This window comes from Pseudomonas sp. AC247 (genome assembly GCF_979258015.1).
Map to the genome: position 1 here is coordinate 4,049,723 of NZ_OZ409829.1, position 19,671 is coordinate 4,069,393.

At 60.7% G+C, this 19,671-nt stretch carries 22 protein-coding genes; 12 read left to right on the top strand and 10 right to left on the bottom strand.

Features of this window, described 5'->3' with window-relative positions:
• Window positions 1-29: 29 nt before the first annotated feature.
• The 6 genes from rluB to ACZZ0B_RS18305 all read right to left on the bottom strand — a co-directional run bounded on the left by rluB (window position 30) and on the right by ACZZ0B_RS18305 (window position 5,074).
• The gene (gene rluB, locus ACZZ0B_RS18280; protein WP_463545925.1) at window positions 30-1,253 is read right to left on the bottom strand and encodes a 23S rRNA pseudouridine(2605) synthase RluB; all 1,224 of its coding nucleotides are present in this window, start codon (window positions 1,251-1,253) and stop codon (window positions 30-32) included.
• 154 nt (window positions 1,254-1,407) lie between these two features.
• Complete coding sequence (locus ACZZ0B_RS18285) at window positions 1,408-1,599, bottom strand: DUF1289 domain-containing protein (RefSeq protein WP_008088829.1); 192 nt, start codon at window positions 1,597-1,599, stop codon at window positions 1,408-1,410.
• 145 nt (window positions 1,600-1,744) lie between these two features.
• A complete protein-coding gene (scpB, locus tag ACZZ0B_RS18290; RefSeq protein WP_008088828.1) occupies window positions 1,745-2,734 on the bottom strand; it encodes an SMC-Scp complex subunit ScpB in 990 nt (329 codons plus the stop codon).
• An 11-nt stretch (window positions 2,735-2,745) separates the two neighbouring features.
• Window positions 2,746-3,444, bottom strand: coding sequence for a segregation and condensation protein A (locus tag ACZZ0B_RS18295; protein ID WP_171057271.1), 699 nt, complete (start codon window positions 3,442-3,444; stop codon window positions 2,746-2,748).
• Between the two features lie 123 nt (window positions 3,445-3,567).
• Window positions 3,568-4,197 carry an L-threonylcarbamoyladenylate synthase gene (locus tag ACZZ0B_RS18300; RefSeq protein WP_038363745.1) on the bottom strand — a complete coding sequence of 210 codons (630 nt, stop codon included), beginning with the start codon at window positions 4,195-4,197 and terminating at the stop codon, window positions 3,568-3,570.
• 13 nt (window positions 4,198-4,210) lie between these two features.
• Window positions 4,211-5,074 (bottom strand): PHP domain-containing protein, encoded by an 864-nt coding sequence (locus ACZZ0B_RS18305; protein ID WP_463546948.1) that lies wholly within the window; start codon window positions 5,072-5,074, stop codon window positions 4,211-4,213.
• Window positions 5,075-5,161: 87 nt separating this feature from the next.
• On the opposite strand from ACZZ0B_RS18305, the gene ACZZ0B_RS18310 reads away from it, so the two are divergent.
• The 6 genes from ACZZ0B_RS18310 (at window position 5,162) to ACZZ0B_RS18335 (ending at window position 9,781) form a co-directional block, all read left to right on the top strand.
• Window positions 5,162-5,761, top strand: coding sequence for a septation protein A (locus ACZZ0B_RS18310; protein ID WP_158830667.1), 600 nt, complete (start codon window positions 5,162-5,164; stop codon window positions 5,759-5,761).
• 1 nt (window position 5,762) lies between these two features.
• Complete coding sequence (locus ACZZ0B_RS18315) at window positions 5,763-6,062, top strand: YciI family protein (protein ID WP_007919677.1); 300 nt, start codon at window positions 5,763-5,765, stop codon at window positions 6,060-6,062.
• 413 nt (window positions 6,063-6,475) lie between these two features.
• On the top strand, window positions 6,476-6,886 hold the full coding sequence (locus ACZZ0B_RS18320) for an SH3 domain-containing protein (protein WP_008088823.1): 411 nt from the start codon (window positions 6,476-6,478) through the stop codon (window positions 6,884-6,886).
• A gap of 7 nt (window positions 6,887-6,893) precedes the next feature.
• On the top strand, window positions 6,894-7,571 hold the full coding sequence (locus ACZZ0B_RS18325; protein ID WP_008088822.1) for a response regulator transcription factor: 678 nt from the start codon (window positions 6,894-6,896) through the stop codon (window positions 7,569-7,571).
• Window positions 7,572-7,826: 255 nt separating this feature from the next.
• Window positions 7,827-8,276 carry a Spy/CpxP family protein refolding chaperone gene (locus ACZZ0B_RS18330; RefSeq protein WP_053118259.1) on the top strand — a complete coding sequence of 150 codons (450 nt, stop codon included), beginning with the start codon at window positions 7,827-7,829 and terminating at the stop codon, window positions 8,274-8,276.
• A 164-nt stretch (window positions 8,277-8,440) separates the two neighbouring features.
• Window positions 8,441-9,781 (top strand): sensor histidine kinase, encoded by a 1,341-nt coding sequence (locus ACZZ0B_RS18335; RefSeq protein ID WP_463545926.1) that lies wholly within the window; start codon window positions 8,441-8,443, stop codon window positions 9,779-9,781.
• Between the two features lie 95 nt (window positions 9,782-9,876).
• On the opposite strand, the gene ACZZ0B_RS18340 is transcribed toward ACZZ0B_RS18335, so the two are convergent.
• Window positions 9,877-10,443 (bottom strand): nitroreductase family protein, encoded by a 567-nt coding sequence (locus ACZZ0B_RS18340; RefSeq protein WP_463545927.1) that lies wholly within the window; start codon window positions 10,441-10,443, stop codon window positions 9,877-9,879.
• 121 nt (window positions 10,444-10,564) lie between these two features.
• Between ACZZ0B_RS18340 and ACZZ0B_RS18345 the strand changes: the two genes are divergently transcribed.
• Window positions 10,565-12,019 (top strand): TrkH family potassium uptake protein, encoded by a 1,455-nt coding sequence (locus ACZZ0B_RS18345; RefSeq protein WP_008087314.1) that lies wholly within the window; start codon window positions 10,565-10,567, stop codon window positions 12,017-12,019.
• Here the strand turns inward: ACZZ0B_RS18345 and ACZZ0B_RS18350 are convergent.
• A complete protein-coding gene (locus ACZZ0B_RS18350) occupies window positions 11,976-13,037 on the bottom strand; it encodes an AraC family transcriptional regulator (RefSeq protein ID WP_202949192.1) in 1,062 nt (353 codons plus the stop codon). The two genes, ACZZ0B_RS18345 and ACZZ0B_RS18350, sit on opposite strands and share 44 nt — an antisense overlap.
• A gap of 164 nt (window positions 13,038-13,201) precedes the next feature.
• Here ACZZ0B_RS18350 and ACZZ0B_RS18355 point away from each other — a divergent pair, with 164 nt between their 5' ends.
• Window positions 13,202-13,513, top strand: a complete 312-nt coding sequence (locus ACZZ0B_RS18355) for an Mpo1-like protein (RefSeq protein ID WP_463545928.1) — start codon at window positions 13,202-13,204, stop codon at window positions 13,511-13,513.
• Between the two features lie 24 nt (window positions 13,514-13,537).
• Window positions 13,538-14,128: an HD domain-containing protein gene (locus tag ACZZ0B_RS18360; protein WP_463545929.1), complete on the top strand. Its 591-nt coding sequence runs from the start codon at window positions 13,538-13,540 to the stop codon at window positions 14,126-14,128.
• A gap of 116 nt (window positions 14,129-14,244) precedes the next feature.
• Here the strand turns inward: ACZZ0B_RS18360 and ACZZ0B_RS18365 are convergent, their stop codons facing one another.
• Window positions 14,245-15,060 carry a UDP-2,3-diacylglucosamine diphosphatase gene (locus tag ACZZ0B_RS18365; protein WP_463545930.1) on the bottom strand — a complete coding sequence of 272 codons (816 nt, stop codon included), beginning with the start codon at window positions 15,058-15,060 and terminating at the stop codon, window positions 14,245-14,247.
• A 133-nt stretch (window positions 15,061-15,193) separates the two neighbouring features.
• Between ACZZ0B_RS18365 and ACZZ0B_RS18370 the strand changes: the two genes are divergently transcribed.
• Both ACZZ0B_RS18370 and ACZZ0B_RS18375 read left to right on the top strand, forming a co-directional pair.
• The gene (locus tag ACZZ0B_RS18370) at window positions 15,194-15,958 is read left to right on the top strand and encodes an AraC family transcriptional regulator (protein ID WP_463545931.1); all 765 of its coding nucleotides are present in this window, start codon (window positions 15,194-15,196) and stop codon (window positions 15,956-15,958) included.
• Window positions 15,959-16,215: 257 nt separating this feature from the next.
• On the top strand, window positions 16,216-17,109 hold the full coding sequence (locus ACZZ0B_RS18375) for a DMT family transporter (RefSeq protein ID WP_463545932.1): 894 nt from the start codon (window positions 16,216-16,218) through the stop codon (window positions 17,107-17,109).
• On the opposite strand, the gene ACZZ0B_RS18380 is transcribed toward ACZZ0B_RS18375, so the two are convergent.
• A complete protein-coding gene (locus ACZZ0B_RS18380; protein ID WP_016771139.1) occupies window positions 17,103-17,390 on the bottom strand; it encodes an Rdx family protein in 288 nt (95 codons plus the stop codon). The genes ACZZ0B_RS18375 and ACZZ0B_RS18380 overlap by 7 nt on opposite strands.
• Before the next feature lie 71 nt (window positions 17,391-17,461).
• On the opposite strand from ACZZ0B_RS18380, the gene ACZZ0B_RS18385 reads away from it, so the two are divergent.
• Complete coding sequence (locus ACZZ0B_RS18385; protein WP_463545933.1) at window positions 17,462-19,651, top strand: patatin-like phospholipase family protein; 2,190 nt, start codon at window positions 17,462-17,464, stop codon at window positions 19,649-19,651.
• The last annotated feature ends 20 nt before the right edge of the window (window positions 19,652-19,671 follow it).

Genomic DNA, 19,671 nt, shown 5'->3' on the forward strand with positions numbered 1-19,671 from the left:
AAGCTTGCCGCTAGAAGCTCACAACTACCTTATTCCGGCTTCTTGCGACCGAAACCCGGACGCTGACCCGAACCTGCCGGAGCACCACGACGCTTGCCCGACGGCTTGTCGCCGTCAACCAGCTTGATCCCCGGACGCTTCGGCGCAGGCTTGGCCGGACGCTTGTTGGTAGTGTCCGCTGGACGATCCGCCACTGGCGTACCGCGACCGGCCGGAGCACCGCGCTCGCCACGTTCAGTGCGACCGTTGGCCGGACGCGGAGCGCGCTCGCCGTCACGGGCGGCAACTGGCTTGCGACCTGGACGCTCGCCTTCGATCTGCGGCTCGCGGCTTGGGCGTGGGCCGGTCGGCGCGCCAGCGGCTGGACGCAGCGTGCGTACGCGCTCGGTCTTGCCCATCGGACGCGACGATTTGCGCTGCATACGCTCAAGCTTGTCTTTGCTCTTGGCGTTCAGTTGCGGCATCGCCACTGGCGTCAGGCCGACTTCAGCACTGAGGATGTCGACTTCGTACTGGCTCATTTCGCGCCAGCGGCCCATCGGCAGGTCCGAGTTGAGGAACACCGGACCGAAACGCACGCGCTTCAGACGGCTGACCACTAGACCCTGCGATTCCCACAGGCGACGAACCTCACGGTTACGGCCTTCCATCACCACGCAGTGGTACCAGTGGTTGAAGCCTTCACCACCCGGAGCCTGCTTGATGTCGGTGAACTTGGCCGGGCCGTCTTCCAGCACCACGCCAGCTTTCAGACGTTCGATCATTTCGTCATCGACTTCACCGCGTACACGCACCGCGTATTCACGGTCCATCTCGTAGGACGGGTGCATCAGGCGGTTGGCCAGCTCACCGTCGGTGGTGAACATCAGCAAACCGGTGGTGTTGATGTCGAGACGACCGATGTTGATCCAGCGGCCTTCCTTCGGACGCGGCAGCTTGTCGAACACAGTCGGACGGCCTTCCGGGTCGTCACGGGTGCAGATCTCGCCATCGGGTTTGTTGTATATGATCACGCGGCGTACCGATTCGGCCGCCTCTTCGCGCTTGATCACCTTGCCATCAATGGTGATGGCGTCGTGCAGGTCGACGCGCAGACCGAGGGTGGCGTCTTTGCCATTGACCTTGATCCGGCCCTGGCTGATCCAGGATTCCACGTCACGGCGCGAGCCGACGCCGATACGGGCGAGGACTTTCTGCAGTTTTTCGCCTGCTGGGCCGATTTCCTGGTCGTCTTTCTGATTGATGTCACTCATCTGGGCACCTCCCGGTGTGGTCTGTTCAGGCGCTCTGAATTGGGCGCCTGAAGCATTGAAATCTGGGTTCTCGGCCGAAGGGATCGGCGAAGGGTCGCGAATCATACGCGGATGTGCGCCATCGCGCATCAGAGACTAGCTGATCGATCGACAGTTATTTCTTTTTCCGCCGGCCGGCGTTGCCGAGTTTGATCAGGCGCAGCGCGGCTTCGGCGAGCACCGTGCGCTTGTCGTCCTTGTCGAGTTTCTTCCAGGCTTTGATTTCGCGTTTGCTGCGGCCACAGCCGAGGCAGATGTCGTCGGTGAATTTGCAGACGCTGATGCACGGGTCTTTTGTCGAACTCATCGCCTTCTCCGGAAAAACACAAATCCCTTGTAGGAGTGAGCCTGCTCGCGATTGCGGTGTGTCAGTCGACACCTTCTTGGCAGATACACCGCAATCGCGAGCAGGCTCACTCCTACAGGGGGTTCGCGGTGTCCTTGGAATCGGATCAGTCTTCGAATTCGCGGCGTTCGGCTTCGATGGCTTCGGCCAATGCGCGGGCTTCGGCTTCTTCTTCGCTCAGCTCGGGTTCGGGCGCGGGTTGTTCGAGGGCGGCGACGGCGGCCAAGAGCTTTTCGCGGGCTTCGGCGACGCCGAGAATGTCCTCTTCCGGTTCGGCTTCGGGCACAGCTTCGAGTTCAACTTCGATGGTTGGCTCGGCGATCTGTGGCTCAGGCTCAGACTCAACTTCTGCTTCAACCGTCGACGCCTCACCATCCGCCGCATCCCGCAGCAAATCGTCGAAGTCGGTCTTGATGCCCTCCTCCATGCTGTCCAGCTCCAGCAGCAAGGTATGGAAACTGGTTTCTTCCTTCTCCTCCTCGGGCTCGGCGCTGGCGTCGGCCAGTTCCTGCAGACTCTGCGGCACCGGCGCGTCGTCGAAATCGAGCACCGGATCGGTTTCCATTTCGCGCAGTTCGGCCAGTGGCGGCAGGTCTTCGAGGTTCTTCAGGTTGAAGTGATCGAGAAACATCTTGGTGGTGGCAAACATCGCCGGTTTACCCGGCACATCGCGGTAGCCGACGACACGAATCCACTCACGCTCCAGCAAGGTTTTGACGATGTTGCTGTTCACCGCCACACCGCGCACGTCTTCGATCTCGCCACGGGTGATCGGCTGGCGATAGGCGATCAGCGCGATGGTTTCCAGCAAGGCTCGGGAATAACGCTGCGGGCGCTCTTCCCAGAGGCGGCCAACCCACGGCGAAAACTTCTCGCGGATCTGCAAGCGATAACCGGACGAGACTTCCTTGAGCTCGAACGCCCGGCCCTCGCAGGACTTGCCGAGCAGGGTCAAGGCTTTCTTGAAGACTGCAGGCTCGGGCCGTTCGCCTTCTTCGAACAGTTCAAAAAGACGCTCAAGGGATTGCGGCTTTCCCGAGGCCAACAAAAAGGCTTCAAGCAGGGGCGCCAGCTCGCGGGGTTCAGTCAGGTTCATGTTTCGACTCGTTATTCGGCTCGGGCTCGCACGTGAATCGCGGCGAACGGCTCATTCTGCACCAGCTCGACCAAGGATTCCTTGACCAGTTCAAGGATCGCCATAAAGGTCACCACCACACCCAATCGCCCTTCTTCGGCGGTGAACAGCTCGACAAACGGCACAAAACCGCCGCCCTTGAGCCGTTCCAGCACATCGCTCATGCGCTCACGTGTGGACAGTGCCTCGCGGCTGACCTGGTGGCTTTCAAACATGTCGCCACGGCGCAGCACTTCGGCCATGCACATCAAAATCTCTTCCAGCGCCACGTCCGGCAGCAGCTTGCGCGCCCGGGCTTCCGGGGCGTCGAGCTTGGGCACGACCACATCGCGGCCGACACGGCTGAGGTTGTCGATACCTTCAGCGGCAGCTTTGAAGCGCTCGTATTCCTGCAAGCGGCGGATCAGTTCGGCGCGCGGGTCGTCTTCTTCGTCTTCGACCGTTTCAGCACGCGGCAGGAGCATGCGCGACTTGATCTCGGCGAGCATCGCGGCCATCACCAGATATTCGGCGGCGAGTTCCAGGCGCACCGACTGCATCAACTCGACGTAACCCATGTACTGGCGGGTGATTTCCGCCACCGGGATGTCGAGGATGTTGATGTTCTGTTTGCGGATCAGGTACAGCAACAGGTCGAGCGGGCCTTCAAAGGCTTCGAGGAAGACTTCCAGGGCATCCGGCGGGATGTACAGGTCCAGCGGCATTTCCATGACCGCCTGGCCATAGACCATGGCAAACGGCAGTTCCTGCTGAGCATCGGCCTGGGGATCGACAACGGTTTCCACTGCGGACATTCAGGCCTCGACCATGAATGGCGTCGGATCGCCGCAACCGACGCGGACCACTTCCGGGTCGTCGCCGGTCAGGTCGATCACGGTGGAGGCTTTGATGCCGCCGAAACCGCCATCCACGATCAAGTCCACCTGGTGTTCGAGCAATTGGCGCATTTCGTACGGATCGCTGAGCGGGTCTTCATCGCCGGGCATGATCAGGGTCACGCTCATCAACGGCTCGCCCAGTTCGGCCAGCAGCGCCAGCGCAATCGGATGGCTCGGCACGCGCAGGCCGATGGTGCGTTTCTTTGGATGCAGCAGCAGGCGCGGCACTTCGCGGGTGGCGTTGAGAATAAAAGTGTAAGGCCCCGGCAGGTGCGCCTTGAGAATGCGGAAGGTGCCGGTGTCGATCTTGGCGTAATTGCCCAGTTGCGACAGGTCGCTGCAGATCAGCGCGAAGTTGTGCTTTTCATCGAGCTGGCGCAGGCGTCGCACACGCTCGATGGCGGTCTTGTCGCCGATCTGGCAGCCGATGGCGTAGGAAGAGTCCGTGGGATAAACCACCACCCCGCCCTTGCGGATGATCTCGACCGCCTGTTTTATCAGGCGCGCCTGTGGGTTTTCCGGATGTATCTGGAAAAATTGACTCACATTCTCTACCTGTTCAGACGGCGGCAATATCTGTGTCATGTTTGAACCGACACCACAGGGGTGGAAGGTCCTCGGGAACCGGCCGGTACTGGCCGATCTCGGACCAGCCGCCAGGGCCATGGAAGTCACTGCCGGCACTGACCAGCAGACCGAACTCACGGGCAAGGATTGCCAGGCTGCCCACCTGTTCCGCGGGCTGGTGGCCATTGACCACCTCGATTGCATGCCCGCCTGCTTGAATATAGTCGGCAATCAGCTTTCGGCGCTTGCTGCGGGTGAAATCGTAGTGCCACGGATGCGCCAGGCTGACCCAGGCATTGGCGGCGCGCAGCGTGCCGACGGTGTCCTCCAGCGTCGGCCAGTGCAGCTTGACGTCGCCCAGCTTGCCGGCGCCGAGCCATTTGCGGAATGCCTCGGCGCGATCCTTGACGAAACCTTCGCGGACCATCCAGTCGGCGAAATGCGGACGGGCCGGGGCGTTGCCGCTGTCGCCCAGCTCCTGCTGGATTTTCCGCGCGCCGTCGAGGGCCCCGGGCATGCCCTTGAGGGCGAGCTTGCGGCTTATTTCTTCCGACCGCAGCCAGCGGCCATCGTGCAATTTGGCGATGGCCTCGACCAACGGCACGGCGTTGACGTCGAATCCGTAGCCCAACACATGGATGGTCGCGCCGCCCCAGGTGCAGGACAATTCGACGCCGTTGACCAGTTGCATGCCCAACTCATTGGCAGCCACACGCGCTTCGGCGAGGCCTTCGAGGGTGTCGTGGTCGGTCAACGACAGGACTCGCACGCCGTTTTCGAACGCACGCGCAACCAGAACCGCAGGCGCCAGGGCGCCATCGGAGGCCGTGCTATGGCAGTGCAAATCAACATTCACGGGGAGTTGTAACCTCAAATCAGCTGGCGCTATCGCGCGCCCATATGTTTGTTATTATGCCGCCACATCCAGCTTCTGGCTCTCACTGTGAAACAATTCATCGATTTCATCCCGCTTCTGCTGTTCTTCATCGTTTACAAACTTGATCCACGGGTCGTCGACATCGCTGGCCATGAAGTCACTGTAGGCGGTATTTACAGCGCCACCGCGATGTTGATCATCAGCTCCCTGGTGGTGTACGGCGCGCTTTTCATCAAACAGCGCAAGCTGGAAAAGAGCCAATGGCTGACCCTGATCGCCTGTCTGGTGTTTGGCAGCCTGACGCTGACCTTCCACAGCGAGACCTTCCTGAAATGGAAAGCGCCAGTGGTCAACTGGCTGTTCGCCCTCGCGTTCATCGGCAGCCACTTCATCGGTGACCGCCTGCTGATCAAACGCATCATGGGCCACGCGCTGACCCTGCCGGATCCGGTCTGGACCCGCCTGAACATCGCCTGGATCGTTTTCTTCCTGTTCTGCGGCGCCGCGAACCTGTTCGTCGCCTTCACCTTCCAGAGCTACTGGGTGGACTTCAAGGTGTTCGGCAGCCTGGGCATGACCGTATTGTTCCTGGTCGCACAGGGCATTTACCTGTCGCGCCACCTGCACGATGCCGATACCACAACAACACCAAAAACCGAGGACTGACATGCTCTACGCAATCATTGCCACCGACGTCGCCAACTCACTGGAAGCACGCCTGGCCGCGCGTCCTGCGCATCTGGAACGCCTGCAAGCGCTCAAGGGCGAAGGCCGCATCGTATTGGCCGGCCCGCACCCGGCCGTCGACAGCAATGACCCGGGCGCAGCGGGTTTCACCGGCAGCCTGATCGTCGCCGAGTTCGATTCCCTGAGCGCTGCTCAAGCGTGGGCTGATGCTGATCCGTACATCGCCGCTGGCGTGTATGCCAATGTCGTCGTCAAACCATTCAAACAAGTCCTGCCTTAAGGCTGAAGACAGGGCCTTACAGGTTACTGTGACAAAGGGGATTCCTGTGGTGAGGGGATTTCTGTGGCGAGGGGATTTATCCCCGTTGGGTCGCGAAGCGGCCCCAATGCCATCCAATGCGGTGTGCCTGACACACCGCATGCTCCCATTTCAGGACTGCTACGCAGTCCAACGGGGATAAATCCCCTCGCCACAAATACTCATTTGGCTCAAATAGTCATCTGGCTCAAATACTCATCTGTCCAAAAATACCCACCTGCCACAAAACCCTCATCTGCCACAAAAATCCCATCAGCCACCAACATCACCTCCCGCGCACTGAACCTTCTCGCCTCTCACCCATCTCAATCGCTCATTATTCTCGTTTGCCTGCCGACAACCTGCCCAATATCCATTTGGAAGCAGGTGTCGCGATGCGCAAGGGTCCGTTGTGTCTGATGTTGGTGACGTTGTCGATCATGGCGCCCGCCCATGGTGAGGAAACCACCGAAGGCGGCAGCTCCACGCCATTGTCGTTAAGCGCCGGCAGCCAGATCACCGAGCTGCAACAGCGCCTCAAAGCGAGCGAGCAGCAGCGGGAAGAGTTGAGTAAACAACTGCAAAGTGCCGACACTGCACGCGAAAGCGCTCAGCTCGCCCGACTGCGCCAAGAGAACCAGCGCCTCAAGCTGCAACTCAAGGAAGCCCAGGCCAGCCCGCTGCCGCGCTTGCTGACCGATCAGCAGCAGTGGTTCGTCACGGGAGCCGGAGTAGCGCTATTGGCGCTGCTCTGCGGTATCTTTGCCAGTGGAGCAAGCCGAAAACGTCGGCAATGGCTAAATTGAGTGAGTCATGAGCGAGCTGTTATTGATTGATGATGACCAGGAGTTGTGTGAACTCCTGAGTAGCTGGTTGAGCCAGGAAGGCTTCCAGGTGCGCGCCTGCCACGACGGCCAGAGCGCCCGCAAGGCGTTGGCCGAAACCGCCCCGGCGGCGGTAGTGCTGGACGTGATGCTGCCCGACGGCAGCGGTCTGGAGTTGCTCAAGCAATTGCGCAGCGACCATGCCGACCTGCCGGTGCTGATGCTCTCGGCCCGTGGCGAGCCGCTGGACCGTATCCTCGGCCTGGAGCTCGGCGCCGATGATTATCTGGCCAAACCGTGCGACCCGCGCGAGCTGACCGCTCGCCTGCGCGCCGTGTTGCGCCGCAGTCACCCGGCCGCCGTGTCGACGCAGCTGGAACTGGGCGACCTGAGCTTCAGCCCGGTGCGCGGCGTGGTCAGCATCGACGAGAAAGAACTGACCCTCACCGTGTCCGAAAGCCGCCTGCTCGAAGCGCTGCTCAAACAGCCGGGCGAGCCGCTGGACAAGCAGGAACTGGCGCAGCTCGCCCTCGGCCGCAAGCTGACCCTGTATGACCGCAGCCTCGACATGCACGTCAGCAACCTGCGCAAAAAGATCGGCCCGCACCCGGATGGCCGCCCACGCATCGTCGCCCTGCGCAGCCGCGGTTACTACTACAGCCTCTGAACCGCACACATCCCCCGGCCAACGGTAACCGACGCCTCCACCTGTAGGAGCTGCGGCACGCTGCGATCTTTTGATCTTGTTTTTAAAAGACAGATCAAAAGATCGCAGCGTGCCGCAGCTCCTACAGGGATATGTGTAAGGTTGATGACGAAACGTCTTTACCCAAGCTTTACGCAGTGCTGACCGCCGCTGACCTTGATCTCCGTAATCTGAACTCATCCGGAACGTACCGGGAACGAGACAAGGAGATACACCATGCGCAAGACTCTTATCGCTCTGATGTTCGCTGCCGCTCTGCCAACCGTCGCCATGGCCATGCCGCAAGATGGCGGCCCGATGGGTGGCCCGCTCGACGGCCCACGCCACGGCGGTCAGATGCACGGCATGCACGGCAAAGGCCCGTACAGCCAACTCGACCTGTCCCGCGAACAACGCGAGCAGATCCGCAAGATCATGGGCGAGCAGATGCACGAGCGTAAGCAAGTGGTCGACAAGTATCTGGAAAAACTCTCGCCAGCGGATCAGAAAGCCCTGAAAGACGAGATGGCCGCCAACCACAAGAAAGGCGAGGCCGATGTGCGTGCGGTGCTGAAGCCGGATCAACAGAAGAAATTCGACGAGATCCAGAAGAAACAGGCCGAACGCCGCGCTGAATGGGCCGAGTTCAAGGCGTGGAAAGCGCAACAGCCGCAAAAAGCGCAATAATGTTCTGACCATGGCCCGACGGCTAACCCCGTCGGGCCTGTTTGCACTTGCCCTGTAGGAGCTGCGGCACGCTGCGATCTTTTGATCTTGATCTAAAAACAAGATCAAAAGATCGCAGCGTGCCGCAGCTCCTACAAAGGTTTATGTTTGATTGAGGATTTTCTGTGCGTTCATTGTTCTGGCGTATTCTCGCGAGCTTCTGGCTGGCCATCGCACTGGTGGCCGGGTTGTCGATTCTGCTCGGGCACATGCTCAATCAGGACGCGTGGATCCTCAGTCGCCATCCGGGCCTCAACAGCCTCGCCGGCGAATGGACGCAGTCATACGAAGCCCAAGGCGAGGAAGCCGCCCAGGACATCCTCGAACAACGCAAACGCCAATATCACATCGACGTCCAGGTACTCAACGAAAGCGGCGATCCGGTGGTGCGTGGCACCTTCCCGCGCCGCGCCGCCGCCTTCGAAGCGCGGCAGAACAACGATGACCGCCGCCTGCCATGGCGTCGCCTGACTGACGAATTCACCAGTGAAAAAACTGGTGACACCTACCTGTTCATCTACCGCATCCCGCACCCGGAACTCGACGCCTGGCACCGCGAAAGCCTGCTCTGGCCGTTGAGTGCGTTGGGCATCGCGCTGGTGGTGCTGACCCTGTTCAGTTTGCTGGTGACCTTCTCCATCACCCGCCCGCTCAGCCGTCTGCGCGGCGCGGTGCATGATCTGGGGCAGACCACCTATCAGCAGAACAGCCTGGCGAAACTGGCCAACCGCCGTGATGAATTCGGCGTACTCGCCACCGACTTCAACCGCATGGGTGCGCGTCTGCAAAGTCTGATCGGCAGTCAACGCCAGTTGCTGCGCGACGTTTCTCATGAACTGCGTTCACCGTTGGCGCGGCTGCGCATTGCCTTGGCGCTGGCCGAACGAGCCAACCCTGAAGAACGTGAGAAGCTCTGGCCACGCCTGACCCGCGAGTGCGATCGGCTGGAAGCATTGATCAGTGAGATTCTGGTGCTGGCGCGGGTCGATGCCGACAACGCCAGTGCGGAAGACGTGGATCTGAATGCACTGCTCGGCACTTTGCAGAAAGACGCGAAACTCGGTTCGCCTGAGCAGACGGTGCATCTGGACGTGGAACCGCATCTGCAACTCAAAGGTTGGCCAACGATGATTGAGCGGGCCGTCGATAATCTTCTGCGTAATGCTCAGCGTTTCAATCCGGAGGGTCAGGCGATTGAAATGCAGGCCTCACGTCAGGGCGAGAAAATTATTGTGAGCGTGCGCGACCATGGGCCGGGCGTGCAGGCCGAGTATTTGAGTCAGTTGGGTGAGCCGTTCTATCGGGCGCCGGGGCAGACGGCGGCGGGACATGGCTTGGGCCTGGCGATTGCGCGCAGGGCGGCGGAGCGGCATGGCGGGAGTTTGACGTTGGCCAATCATCCGCAGGGTGGGTTTATTGCCAGCCTGGAATTGCCGTTGGTGCCGGGCGCGGTGGTTCAGCCGTAGATTTTCGGTGATGCAAAAAGATCGCAGCCTGCGGCAGCTCCTACAGGAACACGCATTCCAATGTAGGAGCTGCCGCAGGCTGCGATCTTTTGACTTTAAGCTTTACCCGGCCAGGCGCTGACGAACTCGGCCAGATCTACCTTCTCCGCCACACGCGGTTCTTTCTGCGGCGTGCCGAGGTACAAGAACGCGATCACTTCTTCACCCTCAGCCAGGCCCAAACCCTGCGCTACGTGCCGGGAATAAGCCAAATCCCCGGTACGCCACACCGCACCAATCCCCTGCGCATACGCTGCCAGCAAAATCCCGTGGGCCGCACACCCCGCCGCGAGCAACTGCTCAGCTTTCGGGTATTTGACGTGATCCTGCAACCTGGCGATCACCACAACCACCAGCGGCGCCCGTAGCGGGCCATTGCGGGCCTTGTCGATCATCGCTTCGGTGACTTCGCCTGCCTGCTGCTGCGCCGCTTCAGCCAGCAACTCGCCCATCTGCTCGCGCGCAGCGCCTTCGACAGTCAGGAAGCGATACGGCTGCAAATGCCCGTGATCCGGCGCACGCAAGGCTGCGGCAAACAAGGCTTCACGCTGTTCGGCAGTGGGGGCCGGTTCGACCAGTCGTGGAACGGAAACACGGTTGAGCAACGCGTCGAGAGCCTGCATCGGCCACCTCCTGAAAAATATGTGCGGCTATTCTAGCTTTATCTGCCAACAGGATGCCGGTTTACATGCCCTGCCCCGCAGGTAGAATGGCGCCCTTCCCACCACAGCCCGAGCGGACTTCATGGCGTTGCCGACCTTACGGATCATTGGTTTCATCATCGGCATCTTCCTGATCACCCTGGCCGTCGCCATGGTCGTGCCCATGGCCACCCTGGTGATCTTTGATCGCACCAGCGACCTGCCGTCGTTCCTCTGGGCGAGCATGATCACCTTCGTCGCCGGCCTCGCGCTGGTGATCCCCGGCCGTCCCGAACACATTCACTTGCGCCCGCGCGACATGTATTTGCTGACCGTCAGCAGTTGGTTGGTGGTGTGCATTTTCGCCGCGCTGCCGTTTCTGCTGACCCAGCACATCAGTTACACCGACTCGTTTTTCGAGAGCATGTCCGGGATCACCGCCACCGGTTCGACCGTGCTCAATCATCTCGATGACATGTCCCCCGGCATCCTGATGTGGCGCTCATTGCTGCACTGGATCGGCGGCATCGGCTTTATCGGTATGGCGGTGGCGATCCTGCCGCTGTTGCGCATCGGTGGCATGCGCCTGTTCCAGACCGAATCGTCCGACCGTTCGGAAAAGGTCATGCCGCGCTCGCACATGGTGGCGCGCCTGATCGTGGCAGCGTACGTCGGCATCACCATTGTCGGCAGCCTCGCATTCTGGTGGGCCGGGATGAGCCCGTTCGATGCGATCAACCACGCGATGTCGGCGATTTCCACCGGCGGTTTCTCGACCTCCGACCAGTCGCTGGCCAAGTGGACGCAACCGGCGGTGCACTGGGTGGCGGTGGTGATCATGATTCTCGGCAGTCTGCCGTTCACCTTGTACGTAGCGACCATGCGCGGCAACCGCAAGGCGCTGATCCGCGATCAGCAGGTGCAGGGTTTGCTGGGGATGTTGCTGGTGACCTGGCTTGTGCTTGGCACCTGGTATTGGTGGACGACCAACCTGCATTGGCTGGACGCATTGCGCCACGTGGCGCTGAACGTGACCTCGGTGGTCACTACCACTGGTTTCGCCCTCGGCGACTACAGCCTGTGGGGCAACTTCTCGTTGATGTTGTTCTTCTATCTGGGCTTTGTCGGCGGCTGTTCCGGCTCGACCGCTGGCGGGATCAAGATTTTCCGTTTCCAGGTCGCCTACATCCTGCTCAAGGCCAACCTTAATCAGCTGATTCACCCGCGCGCGGTGATCAAGCAGAAGTACAACGGTCATCGCCTCGACGAAGAGATCGTGCGTTCGATTCTGACTTTTTCGTTTTTCTTCGCCATCACTATCTGCGTGATCGCCCTGCTGCTGTCGCTGCTTGGCGTCGACTGGATGACCGCGCTGACCGGCGCTGCCAGCACCGTGTCCGGCGTTGGCCCGGGCCTGGGCGAAACCATTGGCCCGGCGGGCAACTTCGCCACCCTGCCGGATGCGGCGAAGTGGATTCTGTCGTTCGGCATGCTGCTCGGCCGACTCGAGATCATTACGGTGTTTGTGCTGTGTATTCCGGCCTTTTGGCGTCACTGACCGTACCCGGCGCCTGCAACAGCCGCGCCCGGTAATCGCCGGGCGTGGTGTCGAACCAGCGGCGGAAGGCGCGAAAGAAATTGCTCGGGTCGGCGAAGCCCAACAGATAAGCGATTTCCAACAAGGTCATGCTCGGTTGCGCCAGATATTGCTCGGCCAGTTCACGGCGGGTGTCATCGAGCAACTGCTGAAAACTCGTGCCCTCCTCCTGCAAGCGCCGCTGCAACGTGCGCTGCGACAAGTGCAGGGTTTGCGCCACCGTGTCGCGCTTCGGCTCGCCTTGCGGGAGTAAACGGCACAGCACCTGCCGTGCCTTGTGCGTGACCCGGCTCTCGGAAAACCGCGCCAGATATTCCCCGGCAAAACGATCGTGCAGCAGCGCCATCGCCTCGTTGGCGGTGGGCAGCGGCGCTTCCATGTCGGCGCGCTCGAAAATCAGCGCATCGTACGGTGCGTTGAACACCAACGGCGCGTGAAAGGCTTGTTTATACGGTTCGAGATCGGCGGGTTGGGCGCCCTGCACCAACACTTTGACCGGGTGCAGCGTACGCCCGCTCAACCAGCCGCACAGGCCCAAGGCACAGGCCAGCGAGGCTTCGGCGCTTTGCCGGGTCGGCGGCAGATGATCGCCGTGCACCGTCAGAATCAGCGCGTAGCCTTCCTCCAGCAGACGAAAACTCAAGTCGGCGCTTTCGGCGATGATCCGCTGATAACGCACCAGCCGCTGAAAGCCTTCGGCGAGGGTATTGCTCGACATCAGCGCATAGCCGGCGACATGAAACGAGGCCGGTCGCACCACTTTGCCCATGTTCAGGCCGATCGCCGGATTACCCGACAGCTCGACTGCCCGTTGCCAGAGCCGGGTCATGGAGTCTTGCGGGAAGCGCGCATCCGGATCATCCAGAGCCGCGTAATCGAGCCCCAGTTGCTTGAACAGAACCCGGCAATCCAGGCCGTCCATCTCCAATGCTTTGACAATCCCCATCGCCCAGCTTGCAGAAGTCGTTCGTTCGCTCATGGCGTTTTTCTTTTACATGAGGGGCCGCATGCTACGGCCTGATTTGCGAAGGATACTAAAGTGGCGCCGATTGTCACTGGCCCACGCCAATGATCACTCTAGACTCAAATAAGCTACCCGCAGAACAACTCGTCGCCAGAACAATAACCACAGAGACCGCGGTCGTGGAAAATATCAAGCATTTCAACAGCTTCGCCGAGTTCTATCCGTATTACCTCAGCGAACACAGCAACAGCACCTGCCGGCGCCTGCATTTCATCGGCACCACGCTGGTTATTTTCATTCTCGCGATGACCATCGCCAAAGGCGCCTGGCTGCTGTTATTGGCCTTGCCGCTGGCCGGTTACAGCTTCGCCTGGATCGGGCACTTCTTCTTTGAAAAGAACCGCCCGGCGACGTTTCAGCATCCGCTGTACAGCCTGCTTGGCGACTTCGTCATGTACCGCGACATGATTCTGGGTCGCGTGGCGTTCTGAACAATAAGAACCAGAGGTTTGCCGATGAATGCCAATGCCCGTTTCACGCATATGAAGGACGGAACACAGGAAGACTGGGCGATCATCGCCGCCGACTTCAGCGCTTACGCCAAACAATTGCCGTCGCGGATCCTCACCCACCTGAAATTGCTCGAAGGTGATTTCGGCGGGTTCCCGGTGGATCGCCTGACCCACTCGCTGCAAACCGCGACCCGCGCCTTCCGTGATGGTCGCGATGAGGAATATGTGGTTTGCGCGTTGCTGCATGACATTGGCGACACTCTGGGTTCTTACAACCATCCAGACATTGCGGCGGCGATTCTCAAGCCGTTCGTCAGTGCCGAGAATCTGTGGATGGTCGAGAAGCATGGGGTGTTTCAGGGTTACTACTTCTTTCATCACTTGGGCATGGATCGGCATCTGCGCGAGCAATTCGCCGGGCATCCGCAGTATCAGGCGACGGCCGAGTTTTGCGCCAAATACGATGCGGCGGCGTTTGATCCGGCGTATGACACGCTGCCTTTGAGCTTCTTTGAACCGATGATGGAACGCTTGTTTGCACAGCCGAAGGACTCGATTTACAAGGCCGCGATGGCTGAACACTCACCAGCGTGATTATCTTCGGGAACCGCTGCGCGGTTCATCGCGAGCAGGCTCACTCCTACAGTTGAAATGCGTACCCCTGTAGGAGTGAGCCTGCTCGCGATGAGGCCCTCTCAATCACCGAAGAATCAGGCAAGTTCGGCGACTTTGGCGGCCTTCAGCTCCGCCTCCCGGGCCTGTGCATCCGCCAGCCGATATAACTCGATCGTGCCATCCCAATGCTCGATCAGCGCCGTGCACGATTCCACCCAATCGCCGCAGTTGAGGTAATCCACCTCGCCGACCTTACGGATCTCGGCATGGTGAATGTGCCCGCAGACCACCCCGTGCAACTCGCGCTTCACGCACTCATGGGCGATGGCTTCTTCAAAATCGCTGATGAAACTCACCGCCGTCTTCACCTTGTGTTTCAGGTACGCCGACAGCGACCAGTAACCGTAGCCATAGCGTGCCCGCCAATGGTTGAGCCAGCGATTGAGCGTCAGGGTAATTTCGTAGGCCGAGTCGCCGAGGAAGGCCAGCCAGCGGTGATATCGGGTGATCACATCAAACTGATCGCCATGAATCACCAGCAAATGCCGACCATCGGCCGTGACGTGCACCGCCTCGTCGACCAACTGGATATTGCCCAGAATCAGCTTCGAATAACGGCGCAAAAACTCATCGTGATTACCGGTGACGTAGATCACTTCGGTGCCGCGCTTGCTCATGGTCAGCAATCGACGAATCACATTGGTGTGCGCCTGCGGCCAGTACATGCCACCGCGCAGTTTCCAGCCGTCGATGATGTCGCCGACCAGATAGATCTTGTCGGCGTGATAGCCTTTGAGGAACGTCGACAAGTGTTCGGCCTGGCAATCGCGCGTGCCCAAGTGCACGTCGGAGATCCACAGGGTTCGCACCCGTTGTTTGCGACTGGGTCTGGCGAGCTCGGCGCTGGTCATGGGCAACCCTCTGCGATGTTTTCGCCACTGTGCGCGCGCCCGGTTAATCGACCATGACAAGCGCGCGTCAGTCGTGTGACAACGCACCCGATGCGGGTCGGTGTAGACTGCAGGCCTGCCCGGAGACTTGTTCATGCGCCCGATTCTCACCCTGCGTCAGTACACCCACGATCTGATCGTGCACAGCCACGAACACGCCCAACTGGTGTTCGGGCTGTCCGGCGCGCTGGATTTCGAAGTCGAGGGTTGTGGCAGCCAGGTACGTCAGCAGAGTTTTGTGGTGATCCCTTCGGGTGCGCATCACGCTTGCGGCAGTCCCGATGGCAGCCGCTGTCTGGTGATGGATATTCCTGACGGGCAATGGCTGGTCGACTCGCTGGGCGATCATGCCGACGCCAGCCGCCGCCTGCTTGATCAGCCCGCGCGCCTGTCGCTGGATTCCGGGCAGAGTCAGTTGGTCAGTTGGCTGGCGAACAGCCCGGTCAGCGATCCGTTGATCGCGCAGCAAGGTTCAGTGTTGCTGCTGGCCAGCCTCAATCAGGCGCGGCCGGCCGAGTTGGCGGCCCGACGCCTGCCCTATGCGGCGCTGGATGCGCACATCGAGCAAAACGCCGCATATCCGCTGCAGGTTGCCGATCTGGCAAGGGTTGCCGGACTCTCAAGCGCGCGCCTGCATGCACGCTTCATGGCCGAATGCGGGCAGACGCCGATGGATTACATCCGCAGTCGGCGCTTGCATCTGGCCGTGCAAATGCTCCGCGACACGCTGTTGCCGATGGGCGAAATTGCCAGTCGCGTCGGTTACAGCTCGCAGAGTGCGTTCTCGGCCGCCGTGCTGCGCGAGTTCGGCTCATCACCCGGCCAGCTTCGGCGCGACTCCTGCGACAAACGACGATAGTCCGCCGACAGACTTACTGACCTCTACACGCTTAAATGTAGGAGCTGCCGCAGGCTGCGATCTTTTGATGTTGATCGTTCCCACGCTCCGCGTGGGAATGCAGCCCGTGACGCTCCGCGTCACTGGACGCAGAGCGTCCCTAGCGGCGTTACCACGCAGAGCGTGGGAACGATCAAGCAAGATCAAAAGATCGCAGCCTGCGGCAGCTCCTACAGTGAAATTGTGTCAATGACTGTGATTGAGATAGAAGGATTGCAATGACTCCGCGTACCGCCCTCGGCGCTCTGCACATTGGTGCTTTGATGTTTGGCCTGACCGGTGTGTTCGGCAAACTCGCTGCCGCCTCCCCCGCCGTAATCGTCTTCGGGCGTGCCGCTTTCGCCGTGCTCGCCCTGGCGTTTTTCGCCCGTTTCGCCAGCCAACAGGGCTGGCAAAAACTTCAGGCCGTGGACTGGCGTCGATTGGCCCTCAGCGGCGTGTTGCTGGCCGGGCACTGGGTGAGCTTCTTCATTTCGGTGAAGATCGCCGGCGTCGCCATCGCCACCTTGGGTTTTGCCAGCTTCCCGGCATTCACGGTGATTCTCGAAGGGCTGATCTTCCGCGAACGCATCCGTGCCAATGAAATTCTGCTGGTGGTGCTGGTCAGCATCGGCCTGATTCTGGTGACCCCGGCGTTCGATCTGGGCAGCGGCGCTACCGTCGGTTTGCTTTGGTCGGTGTTGTCCGGGCTGCTGTTCTCGCTGCTGTCGCTGACCAACCGCGCCAGCTCCGGACGCATCCCGGCGGTGCAGGCGGCGCTGTGTCAAAACGTGGTGGTGGCCCTGTGTCTGCTGCCGGTCGCGGCGCCGCAACTGAGCGAAGTGCGCGCGCTGGACTGGTTGTGGATCGCCTTGCTCGGCGTGTTCTGCACCGGCGTCGCCCACAGCCTGTTCGTCGCCAGCCTGGCGGTGATCAAGGCGCGCACGGCGGCGGTAGTGTTCGCGATGGAGCCGGTCTACGGCATCACCGTCGCCTGGCTGCTGTTCAATGAAAACCCGACGCCGAAGATGTTGATCGGCGGCGCGTTGATCATTGTCGCCATCGTCGTCTCGGCGCGGATGTCAGGCAATGCCGACAAGAAAACCGTCGCCGCCGAGGCCGCGTCTCACTGAGTACGGTCGTTGTGGCCGAGGTCGCGATCTGGATCGATCTGATCGCGAACTCGCTGTTTCAGCACCTTGGCCTCAGGGAAACCGCCATCGGCCTTGCGCTCCCAAATCTGCACGCCTGCGCAGGTGATGTGAAAGACCCCGCCGGTGCCTGGCACCAAAGAGACTTTGCCGAGATCGTCGGCAAACGTGCTGAGCAGTTCCTGCGCCAGCCACGCGGCGCGCAGCAACCACTGGCATTGGGTGCAATAGGTGATGACAACTTCGGCTTTGGCAACGGTCATGTTCGCGGAAACTCCTGAGACAGAGGGCGCCGCTATAATAGCCGGCTTTATCGCTTGCCCCGAGACTCACAATGCGCCGTCTGCTGTTCTGCCTGCTGCTTGGTTTCCTTCCACTCTTGGTTCACGCCAGTGACGCGCCACGGCCGAAAGTCGGCCTGGTGCTCTCCGGCGGCGCGGCGCGCGGGCTGGCGCATATCGGCGTGCTTAAAGCACTGGAAGAACAAGGCGTCAAGATCGATGCGATCGCCGGCACCAGCATGGGCGCGGTGGTCGGCGGCCTGTATGCCTCGGGCTACAAGATTGATGAGCTGGAAAAACTCGCGCTGAACATCGACTGGCAAGCCGCGCTTTCCGATGCCCCGCCGCGCGAAGATGTGCCGTTTCGGCGCAAGCAGGATGACCGCGACTTTCTGGTGAAACAGAAACTCAGCTTCCGTGACGACGGCAGCCTTGGCCTGCCGCTGGGGGTGATTCAGGGCCAGAACCTTGCGCTGCTGCTGGAAAGCCTGCTGGCGCACACCAGTGACACCCGCGATTTCGACAAACTGCCAATCCCGTTCCGCGCCGTCGCCACCGACATTTCCAATGGCGAAAAAGTGGTGTTCCGCAAAGGTCACTTGCCTCAGGTGATCCGCGCGAGCATGTCGATCCCGGCCGTGTTCGCCCCGGTTGAACTCGACGGCCGCCTGCTGGTGGACGGTGGCATGACCGACAACATCCCTCTCGATGTGGCACGGCAAATGGGCGTCGACGTGGCCATCGTCGTCGATATCGGCACACCGCTGCGCAACCGCAAGCAGTTGACCACCGTGGTCGACGTGTTGAACCAGTCGATTACCCTGATGACCCGCAGCAACTCGGAAGAACAACTGGCGGCGCTGAAATCGTCTGATGTGCTGATCCAGCCGCCGCTGGCGGCATTCGATGCCACCGATTTCGGCAAGGCTCAGGAAATGATCGACGCCGGCTACCGCGCCACCCGAGTTCTCGATGCGCGCCTCGCCGTGCTCAAACCCAAAGAAGCCCAGGACGCCGAGCTCAACGCCGCCCGTTCGCCCGGCCAACGAACGCCGATCATCACCGCGATCCGCGTCGAAAACGACTCGAAAGTCGACGACGATGTGATCCGCTACTACATCCGTCAGCACATCGGCGAGCCCCTCGACCTGGGTCGACTGCACTCGGACATGGGCACCTTGTACGGCCTCGATTACTTCGAGCAGGTGCAATACCGCGTGGTGCACAAAGGCCAGGAACACACGCTGGTGATCAGCGCCCGTGGCAAGCGCAGCGGCACCGATTACTTGCGCGTCGGCCTCAACCTGTCAGACGACATGCGTGGCGACAGCGCCTTCAACCTCGGCGCCAGTTATCGCATCAACGGCATCAACCGCCTCGGTGCGGAATGGCTGACCCGGGCGCAGATCGGCGACAAACAGGAGCTGTACACCGAGTTCTATCAGCCGCTGGACGTCGGCTCGCGCTACTTCGTCGCACCGTATGCCTCGTTCGAGGCGCAGAACGTCGATTCGGTGCTCGATAACGACCCGATCGCGCAGTATCGCGTAGAACGTTACGGTTTCGGTCTCAACCTCGGTCGGCAGATCGGCAACAACGGCGAAGTGCGCTTCGGGGTGGGTGAGGCCTGGGGCAAGGCGGATGTGCGCATTGGCGATCAGGATCTGCCGAGCGAGAGTTTCAATGAGGGTTTCTACAGCTTGAAGTACTCGTACGACTCGCTGGACAACGTCTACTTCCCCCACGAAGGCAAGGACGTCAGCCTGACATTCATGCAGTTCGAGCCCGGCCTGGGCTCGGACACACGCTATCGACAATGGGAGTTCAAACTCGACAAAGCCATGAGTCACGGGCCGGATACGTTGATTCTGGGTGGCCGCTACGGCCGTACGCTGGACGATGCCAATGTCGTGACGTCGAGTTTTCTGCTCGGCGGTGCGCGGCAGTTGTCCGGCTTCCGCGAGGATGCGGTGTCCGGGCAGAACGTCAGCCTGATGCGCGCGGTGTACTACCGCCGGCTGACGCCGCGTTCGTACCTGCCGCTGGACTTCCCGCTGTACGCCGGCGCTTCGCTGGAACGGGGTCGGGCGTGGAACAACGACAATGAGTTCGACAGTGGCTACATCAATGCGGCGAGCGTGTTCATCGGCTTCGATACGCCACTGGGGCCGCTGAATTTCAGTTACGGACTGAATGATGCAAACGAGCAGGCGGTGTACCTCAACCTCGGCCAGACTTTCTGATCGCGTCGCCTGAAAATCCG

Bases quoted from the DNA above. Each gene is read 5' to 3' on its own strand.
- rluB (WP_463545925.1), bottom strand. From the start codon at position 1,253: ATGAGTGACATCAATCAGAAAGACGACCAGGAAATCGGCCCAGCAGGC.
- ACZZ0B_RS18285 (WP_008088829.1), bottom strand. From the start codon at position 1,599: ATGAGTTCGACAAAAGACCCGTGCATCAGCGTCTGCAAATTCACCGAC.
- scpB (WP_008088828.1), bottom strand. From the start codon at position 2,734: ATGAACCTGACTGAACCCCGCGAGCTGGCGCCCCTGCTTGAAGCCTTT.
- ACZZ0B_RS18315 (WP_007919677.1), top strand. From the start codon at position 5,763: ATGCTCTACGCAATCATTGCCACCGACGTCGCCAACTCACTGGAAGCA.
- ACZZ0B_RS18320 (WP_008088823.1), top strand. From the start codon at position 6,476: ATGCGCAAGGGTCCGTTGTGTCTGATGTTGGTGACGTTGTCGATCATG.
- ACZZ0B_RS18325 (WP_008088822.1), top strand. From the start codon at position 6,894: ATGAGCGAGCTGTTATTGATTGATGATGACCAGGAGTTGTGTGAACTC.
- ACZZ0B_RS18330 (WP_053118259.1), top strand. From the start codon at position 7,827: ATGCGCAAGACTCTTATCGCTCTGATGTTCGCTGCCGCTCTGCCAACC.
- ACZZ0B_RS18340 (WP_463545927.1), bottom strand. From the start codon at position 10,443: ATGCAGGCTCTCGACGCGTTGCTCAACCGTGTTTCCGTTCCACGACTG.
- ACZZ0B_RS18345 (WP_008087314.1), top strand. From the start codon at position 10,565: ATGGCGTTGCCGACCTTACGGATCATTGGTTTCATCATCGGCATCTTC.
- ACZZ0B_RS18350 (WP_202949192.1), bottom strand. From the start codon at position 13,037: ATGAGCGAACGAACGACTTCTGCAAGCTGGGCGATGGGGATTGTCAAA.
- ACZZ0B_RS18360 (WP_463545929.1), top strand. From the start codon at position 13,538: ATGAATGCCAATGCCCGTTTCACGCATATGAAGGACGGAACACAGGAA.
- ACZZ0B_RS18365 (WP_463545930.1), bottom strand. From the start codon at position 15,060: ATGACCAGCGCCGAGCTCGCCAGACCCAGTCGCAAACAACGGGTGCGA.
- ACZZ0B_RS18370 (WP_463545931.1), top strand. From the start codon at position 15,194: ATGCGCCCGATTCTCACCCTGCGTCAGTACACCCACGATCTGATCGTG.
- ACZZ0B_RS18375 (WP_463545932.1), top strand. From the start codon at position 16,216: ATGACTCCGCGTACCGCCCTCGGCGCTCTGCACATTGGTGCTTTGATG.
- ACZZ0B_RS18380 (WP_016771139.1), bottom strand. From the start codon at position 17,390: ATGACCGTTGCCAAAGCCGAAGTTGTCATCACCTATTGCACCCAATGC.
- ACZZ0B_RS18385 (WP_463545933.1), top strand. From the start codon at position 17,462: ATGCGCCGTCTGCTGTTCTGCCTGCTGCTTGGTTTCCTTCCACTCTTG.